At 40.0% G+C, this 15,315-nt stretch carries 6 protein-coding genes; all 6 read left to right on the plus strand.

The annotated features are described in order from the left end of the window. Positions 1 to 3: 3 nt before the first annotated feature. The 6 genes from NV377_RS10520 to NV377_RS10545 all read left to right on the plus strand — a co-directional run bounded on the left by NV377_RS10520 (position 4) and on the right by NV377_RS10545 (position 15,258). Positions 4 to 7,554: a DUF5695 domain-containing protein gene (locus NV377_RS10520; protein WP_258201177.1), complete on the plus strand. Its 7,551-nt coding sequence runs from the start codon at positions 4 to 6 to the stop codon at positions 7,552 to 7,554. A 406-nt stretch (positions 7,555 to 7,960) separates the two neighbouring features. Further along, on the plus strand, positions 7,961 to 9,697 hold the full coding sequence (locus NV377_RS10525; protein WP_258201178.1) for a sensor histidine kinase: 1,737 nt from the start codon (positions 7,961 to 7,963) through the stop codon (positions 9,695 to 9,697). 19 nt (positions 9,698 to 9,716) lie between these two features. Further along, positions 9,717 to 11,336, plus strand: a complete 1,620-nt coding sequence (locus NV377_RS10530; RefSeq protein WP_258201179.1) for a response regulator — start codon at positions 9,717 to 9,719, stop codon at positions 11,334 to 11,336. 105 nt (positions 11,337 to 11,441) lie between these two features. After that, positions 11,442 to 13,151, plus strand: a complete 1,710-nt coding sequence (locus NV377_RS10535) for a type 2 periplasmic-binding domain-containing protein (protein WP_258201180.1) — start codon at positions 11,442 to 11,444, stop codon at positions 13,149 to 13,151. 312 nt (positions 13,152 to 13,463) lie between these two features. Continuing rightward, on the plus strand, positions 13,464 to 14,357 hold the full coding sequence (locus NV377_RS10540) for an ABC transporter permease (protein ID WP_258201181.1): 894 nt from the start codon (positions 13,464 to 13,466) through the stop codon (positions 14,355 to 14,357). 22 nt (positions 14,358 to 14,379) lie between these two features. Further along, positions 14,380 to 15,258, plus strand: a complete 879-nt coding sequence (locus tag NV377_RS10545; protein ID WP_258201182.1) for a carbohydrate ABC transporter permease — start codon at positions 14,380 to 14,382, stop codon at positions 15,256 to 15,258. Positions 15,259 to 15,315 lie beyond the last annotated feature (57 nt).

Raw genomic sequence — 15,315 nt, forward strand, 5'->3', positions numbered from 1 at the left:
GTAATGAAAATGACTACAAGAAAATTGATGTCACTTACTATCGCATTGCTGTTGTTTTTTGAGATGTTACCCTTCGGGATTAATGGGGTGTCTTCGGTAGCTGCAGCAGGGACTGGTATCTCCAATGATAGTCTTTCTGCCAAGATTGGTGATCTAGGGCAGATCGAAGAGCTGTATATCGAAAAAAACGCTAAAAATAGAAACAACCAACCTATCAATTTTGTTTTGCCTAACAATACGTCGCCGCAAAACGACGTTCAGCACCAATGGATGGGCGAAATGATTTTTTCTTATCGTACAGGTGACAGCAATGTATTCGCTGACGATAGAATTGGCTTTGTAGAGGTAGATACAAACAAAACGCTGGCAGCTGGTGGATCAACAAAGTATTCCAACATCAACGCTAATAATCAATATTTTAATAAAACGGCTTCATCAGACGGAAAGAAAGTGGAAGTCAACTTTATCGGACAGAACCTCGACTCCACAGCACAGCGAGTGATGAAAGGTTTTGACGTAAAGTCCGTATTTGATATGGATACCGATGACGGCTCTATGCTATGGGAAATTACAGTGAAAAACAAAAGTGAAAAGTATATAGAATTCGGTGATATCGGCTTGCCGATGCCTTGGAATAATAAATACTTAAATGTATCAGATACGTATGACAACCGTCTTACCGTGCATAACTTTGCCGGTGCCGACAGTGGGTATTCCTATGCGATCCGTACGAGTGGTGAAGGTAACTTCATGATGTTTACCCCAGTGCCGGAAAGTGGCGCACGCATTGAGTATGTTGATTATTGGCTCGGTGATACGGGTGAACTTCGTAATGGAAGTACGTTCTCTAACTGGGTTGGTGACAGTGGCGGTTGGTTCCCGGGACTGAATGTTCTATATATCCACTCTAAAGATATACAGAAAACCGGCCGTGGATATTTCAGTGATGCCTCTAGCCTAGTTTTGGCGCCGGCTCAGGAAAAAACATATAAGTTTAAATTTTCAGCGGTACGTGCAGGCGACAACACGCCTGGGACTGATGCGACAGATCCAAATAACGCTTCGACTTCTATGGAAGATCGTGAGGCAAATCTTCGCTCCATCCTATACAAATCAGGCATGATTGACGCCATAGCGTTGCCCGGCTTCCAGACTGCGATCAATATGCCTGTGAAGCTAGATCTGCACTACGACGATAGCATCATCGACGTACAGTCAATAGAGATTCAGTCTGTTCACGAGAATGACCCATTTGATGAGGTACATATTCCAAATATCAAGTCTGGTCAGACCAGAGCTGCTATGGTGAATAATACCCGTGCAGGACGCGGACTTCCTGGTGGGAACCCTGACTATACAGAATCTATACAGTTTGTAGAAACTAAAATAATAAATGGTGAACAGCATCATATGTATTCACTTCAGTTTGATAATATCGGTAATAACAGCGTTCGTGTGAATTATAAGCTGGTCGGAAATGAATCGGTGGAAAAATTTACTCAGTTTGAATTCAATGTTCTGGCCGAGCTTGACGAAACAGTGAAAGCCCACTCCGAATTTATGGTTGAGAAAACGCAGGACAAGGACCCGAATAGCCCAACCTTCGGCATTTACCGTGACCATTATCTTACAACCGGTATTGACATGGTGACCAGCCATTGGGGAGATGATTGGAGTCACGATAATATTAACTTCATGGCTATGAAAAATTATCTTGATCCAGATGCTGATGAAATTCAATCAATTGAAAACTACCTGATTGACTTCATGTGGAATAATTATATGAAAAATACGCAGAAAACTTTTACGGTTGCTAACTATCTTAAAGATTCAGGTGTTTACACAAATTCAGAAAAACCATATGTACGGACGTTTTCTGAAGCGATGGAAGCGACTGGTTATTTCAACATGTATCGGGTCCAAAAAGCATATCCCAATCTGATAGAGTATCGCGAATCTCCGCAATACTATTTGGAAAAGGCCTATGGCATATACTATAACCGTGTCTCCGCTGGAGCAATCGGTTTCTACGGTGAACAGCAAATTCCAGATATGATTGAGGCACTGAAAGAAGAGGGAATGCTGACTGAGTATGAGAACCTGAAAAAGAGATTTGCCAAAGACAAAGCAACGAGCGTGACAAACGCTAAATACCCTTATGGGTCAGAATTTGAATATGATAATACCGGGGAAGAAGGCGCCTATGCTGCAGCCAAGGCGATGCGCAGATACTACCCTGAGGACCCTAAGGCAAGCGCAGCCTTGAAAAGTATGGAAATGGATGACTTGAAAACTCGGGCTATGCGGGGTATTCAGCCTACCTGGTACTATTATTCCGTGCCGGTATTCCGCGCCGGCGAAGGCTGGTGGAACTTCCAATATACTGCCTCCTTGGCAGGATCTATTATGGATGACTGGCTCCGCTACGATGGCAGCGATAGGACTGCGAATCAGACCGCTATCGCACAGCAGCGCAACTATGCAGCGAAAATTTCAAACTTCAACGCTGTCAATATGGGGCAGATATCAGCACAGTCCATAGGAGGTATCTCTTGGAGATATAATGCTCAGAAGGGAGGAACTGGTACTAAAAACGTCAACGATGGTGGTACGCGCGTTATGAACAACGGCTGGCAGGACTTTTCTGGCGAATCAGAGGAAGGGCTCTATGGCTCGCTATTACGTATTAGTTCTGATATTGTCACCGATCCGGTATTTGGCCTTTTCGGGTATGGAGCTTTGGTCACTGAGGAAAGTGGTATTTACCGTATCACACCAAAGGACGGTTTTGGTAAGCGTATCAACTTAATCGATGAAAAAATTTACCTAGTCTCGGAAAGTGACAAAATTGAAAGTGCGCAGATTCAAAAAGATGGCAGCGCATATACCATACAACTCTCGAATCTTGCTAAAAGTGAGCACGCTTCAAGGATTACTATTGATGGAGCAGGAGTAGAGAATGGCTATTATTCAATCAAGCTCGATGATGAAGAAGCGGGACAGTTCTATGTGCAGAACAATAAAGGTGTTGCCATGTTCCAAATGAGCAGTGCATTAACTGCGGAATTGACCATTGAAAAGTTAGAGACGGGTGAAAACAAAGCCCCGCAAGTTACTGCAGAGGTGGCGACTGAAAACCCACAAGCGATGCTTCCATTTATAATGGACGGAATTGTGACCGACGACGGTGCACCGAATGGCGCGTTGACCTACCAATGGGAAGTTGTCAGCACTCCGACAGGTGGCCAGTTGAGCTTTACAAATCCTAAGGCAACAACTACAAAAGCTGTCGGTACAAAAGGAGGCTCATATACGGTCAAGCTCACCGCGAATGACGGGCAATTGAACGCTTCTAGCGAACTGACCTTTGTGTTGGCCGCACCGCCGGAAAAACAGCCGCCAGTAATTGGCGATGTAACTGTAGTACAGGATGCTTCGAATAACAGTATTCTCATGTTATCCGGCGCGGCAACTCCGGATCCGATTTATAGCACGGTATTTGATCCACAATGGACGTATGCATGGACTGTCAAACAAAAACCGGATGGTGCTGGGGATATTGCTTTTGTCAATGGCGACAAAGAAAATGCAATCACCCGTGTTAGCAAGGCGGGCACCTATGTGTTTACCTTTACAGCGGCTGATGAAGACAAGTCGGCCAGCAAGGATGTAACGATTAACATTTTAGAAGACACCGATGGCTCATATCGTGCAATCAGTGTTGTGACACAAAAAGGCACAGCTCCAACACTTCCTAGTCAGGTAGATGTTCTGACTGATGATGGGTATGTGAAGAGTGGGATCGTATGGGATGCGGTTGATCCAGCCAAATATGCGATTGAAGGTGAATTCGTAATCGAGGGTAATATCGTCGACAGCGAATTTAAGGTACATGTCACAGTATATGTCGTGAAATCACAACCTTCAAACAACGCACTGACTGCAACACCTTCTGCCATTATAAATACAGTTAGTGACCTAGGTGGGGTAAAAGGCTTAAATGATGGATATGAGCCTATCAGATCGAGCGATACCAGCCACGGTGCCTGGCATAACTGGCAAGGGGACCAAGGCGGCCCTGCATGGATTATGTATACATGGAGTGAAGCCTTCCTTGCCTCCTCGATGGATGTATATGTCTTCAGAGACGGCGGCGGGAGTTTCCAACCCACGGATATGAAGCTCCAGCTACGTGATGAGAATGGAAAATGGTACACACCAAGAGCAGTAAATGGACTTGGAAATGCATTGAATAAATACAACACAACCACTTTTGAGCCTGCATACATCACAGGCGCTCGTATTGACATGAAACCTGTTACCGTTGGAGTCGGTATTCTGGAATGGAAGGTAAATGGATATATAGGGGGGACAGGGACAGACAAGACGGAGCTGGCAAAAGTTTATAACTTTGCAAATTCATTGAAAGCTGCGAACTTTACTGGTCAAGGTCTTACACCGATTGCTGATGCGAAGACGGCTGCATCCGCTATGATTGCAAACAAGGATGCTACCGAAGAGGAAGTTGTGCAGACGATTGAAAAGCTGCTGACAGATTTGCGTTTGCTCACTCCGCTCAATAATAATGTGGCGTTTACAGCAATTGCCACAGCTAGTTTCACTTCGACTTGGGAGAGTCTTCCTGCAATAAATGACGGGTTGAAAAATGCCGCAACCAACCCGCATTGGGGCACGTGGGGCAATTCAGGATCTACGGAATGGGTACAATATGATTGGCCTCAGGGCGCAACAATCAATAGCTCAAATTTGATGTTGTGGACTGATGGAGGCGGTATAGCAGCACCTACAAAGTTGGTGTATTCTTACATTCCTAAGGATAGCAGTACGAATACATGGGTAACGTTAGAAACCATTTCCACAGGCATCATAGCTTTACCTACGCCAGTAGGTTCCTCAAATATTTATGGGATTGACCCAGTTTTGGAAGTTAAAGCGCTACGTGTAACGATGACAAAGCAAAAAAATGATGGTGATGGTGTTGGCTTATGGGAATGGGAAGTATTCCAAGCAGTGCCTAAACAGGATCAGACGGCACCAACAACACCGATAGGGGTTATGCCGACAACAAGCAACGGAAATGATGGAAAGCTCATTGGTGTGACATCCGAAATGGAATATAGGAATGAAGGTACGGAACAATATACTGCAATTACGGGAGTAGAGGTTACAGGCCTCACCGCTGGTAATTATTTTGTCCGATATATGAAAACTGCTTCTCTGAATGCCAGCCCCGATAAGGAAGTTGTAATTCCAGAAGGACAGAAACAAGATCAAGCGGCACCAGATAAAAGCGAATGGATGATCTCAAACGCCAATTCGGATACCCATACCAAGGGGAAGATAGAAGGCGTCAACGACACTATGGAATATCGAAAGCTGGGTGATGAGAATTATACGCCTGTCATCGGCACAGTCATTGACAATTTGGAACCTGGCAGCTATCAAATCCGGTACGTAGCGACAGACGAGTTAAATGCAAGCCAGCCGATAATCGTGGAGATTAGTAATGAAGCTAAGGAAAACAGGGATGCGCCAAAAGCGGATGATCTGGTCGTTACATCACCGACAATAGCAGGCGGAAGTGATGGGAAGATCGAACATGTGACAACCGAGATGGAATACCGTAAGGTGGATGGAGGCTCATTCACCCCGGTCAGTGGAAGTAGCATCGAAAATCTTGAAGCAGGTAGTTATGAAATCCGTTATGCAGAGACAGACACCAACAATCCAAGCTCCACAATCATTATTGTTGTGCCTGACGGAAGTAAGCAGATGCAGAATCCTCCGTCTAACATAGATGTCAAAGGTGTGAATGTAAGTGTGGGTGGCGCTATGGACGGAAAAATTACAGGCGTAGATTCCACGATGGAATATCAGGAACAGGGAGCCGATCCTGATAACTGGACGGCTATCACTGGCATAGAGGTTGCAGATCTTATCATCGGAACCTATTATGTGAGATATAAGGCAACTGCAACTCATAACGAGAGTGATGCTCTGATGATTATTATAAGCAATCCGTCTGTAGAACCGACCGATCCAGATCTTGAAGAAGTAACAAGAGTAAAAGTAACGGCTGGTGATAGAAAGTTAACCATAACATGGATCAACCCTTCATATGAGGACTTTGCCCATGTTACAGTAACAGGAACGGGGATAGTTGCTCAAAACATTGGCGGAGGAGCTAAAAGTGCAACGATTACCGGGCTTGTAAACGGAACCACCTATACTATAACTTTGCAGACTGTTGATAAAACAGGAAATATTTCGGCAGGCGTCAAAGTAAGCGGAACACCAGTGGTTTATGTACCATCTCCAACGCAGCTACAGACACCAGATCCTGTGACCAATAAAGTTGAAGGCGATACGATTAAGGTTGAGCTGCCAAAGGTGGATAAAAAGACTGGCATAGCAACAGTAGCACCAATCAGTCAGGAAGATATCAATAAAGCGCTGGAAAATGCGAAAGCAAACAGCGACGGTGTACAGACTGTAATTGTGGAAATACCAAAACCAGATGGGGCAAGTGCATATGCTGTTAAGCTTCCACAAATTGTATTAACGTCGGATCAAGCAAATATGAAGGTAAAGATTGTTACGGAATTCGGAACAATAGTCATACCTGCAAATGTGCTCAAGACAGTAGCAACAGGTTCAAAGAATCTTGAACTGACTATTGGAATGGCTGACACTTCAATGCTTGATCCTCGCGTAACAGACGTGATAGGCAACAGACCGGTAATAGAATTGGGTGTCAAAATAGATGGAACGGAAGTAGCAGGGAACAGCTTAAATGCACCGGTAGAGGTGAAAATACCGTATACACCTACTGCTGAAGAACTTGCAAACTCTGAATATCTTGTTGTTTGGTATATTGATGAAAACGGCAATCCTGTTCAGTTAACGAATGCTGAATACGACGTTACTGAAAAAGTTATCGTATTTACAACGACTCATGTTGGTAAATATGCAGTTGCTTACACCAAGAAGAGTTTCAGTGACGTAACAAAAAATTCATGGTACGAAACAGCAGTTGAAACGATGGCATCCAAGGGTTTTATAGACGGTACATCAGCAACAAGCTTCAGTCCTGACAATAAGATTACAAGAAGTGAATATTTGGCATGGCTTGTAAGAACACTGGGACTTACAGCGGAATTTAACACAAACTTCAGTGATGTTGAGGACACAAACAAGTATTATGATGAAATAGGAATCGCCAAAGCTCTTGGAATAACTATAGGTTACAATGGCAAGTTTAATTCTGAGGCGGAGATTACAAGGCAGGACATGGCTGTGATGACAATAAAAGCATTACATGCAGCAAATAAAGCATTGCAGACCGGTACAGCTGATGATCTCAACAAATTTACAGATGCGACAAAATTAGCAAAATACGCATTGGAAGATATGGCTACAATGATTAAGATGGGCTTCATAAACGGTCAGGGCAATAATATTCTGAACCCTTCCGGTGTGACAAGCAGAGCAGAAGCTGCACAGGTACTATATAATATTTATTTACATCAATGATGATTAAACGAATCTAAAGATAAAACATACTAAACATTAGCAGCACAAACCATGGCCTTGGTCTGTGCTGCTAGTGTCAGTATGTTTTTTTTTATAAATATTCTTGAATCCGGTTATTTTTATTAATCCATATTTTTCATTTTATATTTTCAACATAAGCTTAAAGTTAACGGATCAACGTATTTACGATTGGATTATCAATTTTGAGTATGTAGGTTTTTACTTCAATAAATAGAATCTCTATAATAACGAAGTTGTAAATAATGTAAGTGATATACAATAAAGCTATCGAAATACCATTAATCTTGATATAATGCCATATTTCTTATGAAAATGTACTATTCATATGTTAGACAATCATATAGCATGTTTCTTGATAGCATTTTTCAAGTAGGAGCTGAAAACTGTGCCGAAGTTTAATTTATATAGAAAAATGCTTGGTGTTATTCTTATTATGTTAATTCCGATTATCGTTTTGTATGTATATTCTAACAAGACGAGTACGGAGGTATTGCGTGCCGAACTAGAAAAGTCTAATCGAGATCAGTTAAAGTTTTTTCAACAGCAGATGGATACGTCTATTCATTCGGTTAGTCAGTGGCCCAATCTCTTAATTAATGATCCTGATATATCTAATCTGAAAGATATTTTCGAGATGAAGAGTGATTATCTTGATTTCGAAACAATAGAGTTAGTTAAAAGAATACAGAAGAAATTGAGTATTCAAGAAAACTCAATTAACTGGCAAAGTAAACTTAAAATTTTTTCGCCAGCATTAAAGCGGGTAATAACATCTAGTAATGTCTATACATACGAACCTCAAACTATGAATGATCAGATGGAATCAGGTTGGAAAGTTAGTAGTCAGCTTGGTGAGAACAAAGAGCAGGTCTATACCTTTTCATTAATGATCGCTTCACCTTATTCAAGTTTTGATGATCCGCAACATTCTAATTTAATTATTGAAGTTGAATTTAATAGTAACAATATTGTTAGTATGTTGGATGCGTTTCGTGGTGATGGTCAACGAAGTCCATTCTACTACGTGAGAAGTAACGAGTTAATTTACCATAGTTATTCTGATCGTGCATTTATTGATGAATTATTACCATACTTACTGCTAGATGAGATCCAGCAGTCAGATTACAAGGTTGTTGAGTTGCATGGAGATTCATATCTCGTAAACATGGAACGGTCTACGACAACGGGGTGGATATTAATTGATTACTTACCACTATCAGAAATGCTTTCACCTATTAAGAAGACCAATATGCTCTTCTATGCTTCGGTGTTAACACTTTTATTAATGTCTATTGTTGTTGTATATTTCCTTTACGTACAAGTTCAAGTGCCAATTAAGCAGCTTGTAACCAGTTTCCAACGTTTGAAGAAAGAGGATTACTCTGTACGGCTGCAGCCGAAAGGGAATACGGAGTTTGCTTTTGTATTTACTCGATTCAATTCGATGGTGGCACAAATTCAGGAGCTATTCCAACGATCATATTTAGAACAGATTCATATTCGTGAAGCTAAGTTAAAACAGCTTCAAGCACAAATCAATCCGCACTTTTTCTATAATTGCTTCTCATTTATTTCAAGTATGGCAAAACTACAAAACTATCAAGCGATTATTGCCATGTCTCAAAATCTATCGGATTACTATAGGTATACGACAAGACAAGAAAAAGAGTTTGTCACTATGGCAGAAGAAGTGCAATTCGTTAAGAGTTACTTGGATATTTGTACGATGCGTATGAAGCGACTTCAGTATCAAATCCAAGTGCCTTCCTGGTTACAGCAAGAGTTGGTTCCGCCACTTATTATCCAACCATTAGTAGAAAATGCGATAATACATGGTATTGAGCTATCAAGTGCAGCTAGTACGATATTAATTAAAGTCACTGAACATAATGGAGAAATTATAATAAGAGTAGAAGATGATGGAAAAGGTATGAGTGATGATGAGATGGTTACCTTAGAACGTAGCTTAAAGTATCCGATGACTGAGGATATGGGATGCGGGCTATGGAACGTACATCAAAGACTTTCATTGCGATATAGTGATCAAGCTGGAATTACATTATCTCGTTCGAATTTAGGCGGATTATGTGTAAGTATACGTTGGCAAGCAGAATTGAAATAGCATGATGAACGGAGTGAACATGAATATGATAGAAATTCTATTGGTCGATGATGAATCCTATGTTACAGAAAGTCTAGCTTTAACGATACCTTGGTTAGAAATAGGTGTCGAAGCGGTCTATCAAGCTGCCTCTGCACTGGAAGCAATAGAAATAATGGAGCGTCAACAAATTGATATTCTAGTAACGGATATTAGGATGCCAGAACAGACAGGATTACAATTAATTGAACAAGCACAAGAACGTTGGCCCAATATACGTGCGATTCTATTAACAGGATACTCAGATTTTGAATATGCGAAGAAGGCATTGAAATTAAAAGCGGTAGATTATTTGTTAAAACCTGTGAATGATGAGCAATTTATTACGTGTATTACAGGACAAGTTGAACGGCTAAGAGATGAATGGAAACGTGTCGAAGAAACTCATCAGTTAATGTACTCTCGTAAAGGGGAGCATTCTCTATTACAAAGACAATTTATGCATGATATTTTGTTAGGACGAACCTATTCACAGCAAGCATTTTCCATAAAATTAGAACAGTATGAAATTAAATTAGAATATGGACAGTCAGCGATACTATTAACAGCTCAATTAGCAGGAAGATTTATTGATATGGACCGTGATTCTACGCAGTTGATTGAGTATGCCGTTGGTAACATAGCTGAAGAAATCTTTCCAAGTCCGTATCGCATTTGGCACAGTAGTACACCGCATGAATGCGTTGTTATTGTGATTACACTACCTGAAAATGCAGACAGAAAATTATATGATAAAGGATATGTGCAGCGACTATGTCGTGAATTCCAACAACAAGTATCGAAATATTTGGATGGTGGTTTATCGATAGTAATGTCTGATTGGTTCAGTTTCCCTACTATTATTAGCCAATTATACCGAGAAGCGCTTACTGCACTATATCGAATTCAATTGCATGAACCTGAACTAGTATTACTTGATGCAGTAGCTAATAATCTGCAACCGATGAATAGTGCACTTGAAGAGTTACATAAGCCACCAACATTTATTCATTTACTAGAGTCAGCGCAATGGCAGTCCGCTAAGCAGAAATTAGATGGTTTATTCCAAAAAGACATTATAGAAAATCAGACTAGAGAAAGCATATATGAGGCATTTATTGCTATTTCTAACGGCATTATTTATGTTGCTCACAAAAAAGGATTAGATATACGTAAAATTGACCCACATGGTTTGAATTTATTATTTGATCGAGGATTAATAAGTAGTGCAATGAATCTGAAAATATGGTCGTATGATCTTATCGATACGCTTCAACTTCATTTCAGTGAAAGTGACAGTTATCAGAAAAAACATATTATTAAGCAAGTTCAAGAGTTAGTGAATCGCGAGCTTGGTATAGATACATCAGTTAAAACGATAGCAGATCGTGTCTATTTGCATCCTGTATATTTGTCAAAACTATATAAGAGCGAGACAGGTGAAAGTTTGGGAGATTTTATTATTCGAATGCGGATGGAAAAGGCTGTATATATGCTGAAATCTACTAATAAGAAGATTTATGAGATAACGACTGAGTTAGGTTATCAGAATCCGCAATATTTCAGTAAAATATTTAAAAAATACTATGGATGTACTCCGAATGAGTTTCGTGATCAGTAATACCTTTGCAAAGGTGCAGAAATGTTATGTTAGTGTCATATGATGACAATCCTCCTCAATTTATAATTACAATGTAGAGTACAAAATTTGTAAGGGGGAATAAAGATGAAGAAAAACATGAACAAAGGAATTTTTCTTGCTTTGGTAATCATCATGATAACTTCTGTTCTAGCCGCTTGTGGCGGTAATAATGGAAAGAACCCAGCTGCAACTCCGAATAATAGTGGCAATACACCTAAAGATGGTAATGCAGTCACTGAAAATGAAAGTCTATATCGTGATAAATATGATCCGCCAATTACGATATCTACTGTATGGGGCATTGACCCAGAATTAAAATTTAAGAACAATGAAACAATGGAAAGTAACGTAGCTACAAAGTGGGCACTTGATACACTTGGAATCGAGATCAAATCGTTATGGTCTGTAACTGACTCTAATAATGCTTTCGAAACTAAAATGCGTCTATCTCTTAATTCAGCGAATGAAATTCCTGATGTTGTAACGATCGGTACTCCTCAACTGGCACATGAATTAATCGACTCTGGTCTATTCCGTGAAGTTGGTTCCTTGTTCGATGAGTATGCTAGCGATACATGGAAAAGTGCAATGGCACTAGATGATAATGTATGGAATCCATATACTCGTGATGGCGATCGTATGGGTATTCCCGTGCTTGATTATGCATATAACCACGATTATCTACTGTGGATCAGACAAGATTGGTTGGACGCTTTGAAATTGGAAGCTCCAAAAACTATTGCTGAGCTAGAAAATGTAATGGAACAATTCAAAAATAATAACCCAGATGGTCTTGCACCAGCTGACGTAACTCCTCTAAGTATGGGGACAAAAGTGAAATTAAGTACTTGGATGGGTGATCCATCATGGATCTTTGGTGCATTCGGTACATTGCCAGAGCAATGGAATCAAGCTGAGGATGGTACATTAGCTTATGGTTCGATTCAACCTGGTATGAAGGAAGGCTTAGCTTTACTTCGTGATTGGCATGCAAAAGGTTATATCCCTAAAGAAATAGCACTTTGGGATGAAAACCAAACTTCAGTGCCAGCTGTTGCTGGTACAGCTGGCATTATCGCTGGTCCTTACTGGATGAGCGGCTGGCCATTATCTGATACAGCAGCTAATGCACCAACTGCAGTTTGGAAACCACTTGGTATCCCTACTGGTGAAGACGGTACTGCGATGCGTCATGGTACACATTATACGAATGGTGTAACATTAATTAGTACGAAGATGAAAAACCCAGAAGCATTCTTTACTTATCAGAACTATCTGTTCGAGAACTTTGCTAATCCAAAAGTTGGAAGCGAGTTTGAGAATGGCCTATTCAAAAATTATGACTTCGATATCGCTGATGATGGTACTTTACTACGTTATGATGATATTCCTGGTGGCTATGTTAACTCTGTACGTTATCTACTAGTTCGTGATGGAGCTCGTATTCCAGATGCGCAAATGAAAGCACTTATGAATCTAGCTAGTGGAGCTGAGCCTACTACACGTCTTGAGAAGGAAGTGAAAGCTGCATACGGTCTTGAAACACCAGCGGCAGCAGTTGTTCTACTAGAACAAGAAGCTATCTCATTCAAAGATATGTTTACTGGTCCTCCAACAGAAACAATGAATACAAAGCTTGATTATTTGAAAAAAATTGAACTAACAACATTCAACGAAATTATTTATGGTAATAAAGATATTTCTGCTTTTGATGATTTTGTTACGCAATGGAAAGCTGAAGGCGGCGACCAAATTACAAAAGAAGTTAATGAATGGTACAACGGCGTTAAATAATCTCAGGCATTATAAAAGCTCGATGAAAGTAATCTTAATTACTTTTCATCGAGCTTTTTTTAAAGCAATAATGAATGATCAGACCAATCATTTCTTAATTACTAGTATCGGTAATCACTTATATAAATTATTTGTTGAATATGTTGTAATCGTGCCATGAATATTGCTTTTGTAGGCTGTTGAGCGTATGGGAACACAGTCTATAATTTTAAGTATAGAGGTTATAGAAGTTTTGGCTTAAGCTTTCGATGCAACTTTTTTGTTGCAAGGAAAACTATTCAGAAGACACATGAAGTTTTAGGAGGCGTTGCTATGAAACGGATAAAAAATTGGCCATTTCACCTTATGATTTTACCATCGTTAATATTTTTAATCGTGTTCAACTATGTTCCAATGCTGGGAATTGTTATTGCGTTCCAAGATTTTAAGCCGTGGCTAGGTGTATTCGATTCCAAATGGATAGGGCTAGATAACTTTAGATACTTGTTCGCGCGACAAGATAGTGTTCAAGTGATTTGGAATACATTTATTATCGCTGGGTTGAAAGTCATATTCAACTTAGTAGTTCCGTTCTTCTTTGCTATATTGTTAAATGAAATTAGAAAAGTATTTATTAGTCGTACGATTCAAACGCTTGTTTACCTACCACATTTCCTATCATGGGTCATTCTCGGAGGAATACTTACTGATATCCTGTCAACAGACGGTGGACTGATTAATAGGATGTTAGTTTCCATCTTCAATATTGATCCGATTCCGTTTTTATCTAGTGGTAACTGGTTCCGCTTTACGGTTGTCCTTTCTGAAATTTGGAAGGAATTTGGTTATGGTACGATCGTCTTTATTGCTGCACTAGCTAATATTAATCCTTCATTATATGAAGCGTCCGAGGTAGATGGAGCTTCTCGTTGGAAGCAAACACTATATATAACGATTCCATCACTATTGCCAATGGCAGTTGTAGTGGGTACTTTATCGTTAGGTAACATTTTGAATGCAGGTTTCGATCAAATCTTTAATCTATACAATTCACTTGTTTATGCAAAGGGCGATATTATCGATACGTTTGTGTATCGAACAGCAATACTTGAAGGTAACTTTGGACTAGCAACAGCAGTTGGACTATTCAAATCTGTCGTTTCGATGATTTTAATTGTCATCTCATATCGTCTTGCTTACAAGCTAGCTAATTATCGCGTTTTCTAATGAACATAAGGGAGTGATATAGATGTATCATAAAACATTGCCATATCGAATTTTCAATATAGCTAACACGATTTTTTTACTTCTTATAGCGCTATGCTGTATATTGCCGATTTTTCATATATTAGCGGTATCATTCAGTGCGAAATCAGCTGCTGATGGTAATCTCGTTAGTTTCTGGCCGGTAGGATTTACTACGATTGCATATGAGAAAACATTAAATAATCCAATATTTCTTGGATCTATCTGGATAGCAGTAAAGCGTACTATATTAGGAACTGCATTAACGCTTGCATTAGCTTGCTTAGCTGCCTATCCATTGTCGAAAGAAGTAAACGCATTCAAAAGCCGTAATATCTATGCTTGGATATTCGTCTTCACGATGATATTCAACGGAGGATTAGTTCCGTTCTATGTCGTTGTTCAGAAGCTACAACTAATGAATACATTCTGGGTACTTATTATACCAGGAGCTGTGAACGTGTGGCTGACCATTTTACTGTTGAACTTCTTCCGCGGTGTACCCAAAGAATTAGAAGAAGCGGCATTAATTGATGGAGCGGGTCATTTCCGTACTTTATTCAGCATCTATTTACCGGTTTCATTGCCAGCACTGGCGACGTTAGGATTATTCAGCATTGTGTTCCATTGGAATTCATGGTTTGATGGTATGCTATATATTAATGACAAGACGGATTATCCACTTGCTACATTTCTCCAGACGGTCATCGTTCAACGAGATATGAGTTCGATGAGCTTCAATCCTGTGGAAATGGCGATGTTGTCGCAAAAAACAGTAAGAGCATCTCAAATCTTTCTTGGTGCATTGCCTGTCATGATTATATATCCGTTACTACAAAGGTTTTTTGTTAAAGGATTAGTATTAGGATCAGTGAAAGAATAAATTTAAAAGCTTATTGTCTACTCCAAATTAAAAGGAGAAGGACAATAAGCTTTTTTT

The sequence above is a fragment of the Paenibacillus endoradicis genome (assembly GCF_024721975.1).

Excerpts from the sequence above, each read along its gene's own strand:
- NV377_RS10520 (WP_258201177.1), top strand. The coding sequence starts at position 4 with ATGAAAATGACTACAAGAAAATTGATGTCACTTACTATCGCATTGCTG.
- NV377_RS10530 (WP_258201179.1), top strand. The coding sequence starts at position 9,717 with ATGAATATGATAGAAATTCTATTGGTCGATGATGAATCCTATGTTACA.
- NV377_RS10535 (WP_258201180.1), top strand. The coding sequence starts at position 11,442 with ATGAAGAAAAACATGAACAAAGGAATTTTTCTTGCTTTGGTAATCATC.
- NV377_RS10540 (WP_258201181.1), top strand. The coding sequence starts at position 13,464 with ATGAAACGGATAAAAAATTGGCCATTTCACCTTATGATTTTACCATCG.
- NV377_RS10545 (WP_258201182.1), top strand. The coding sequence starts at position 14,380 with ATGTATCATAAAACATTGCCATATCGAATTTTCAATATAGCTAACACG.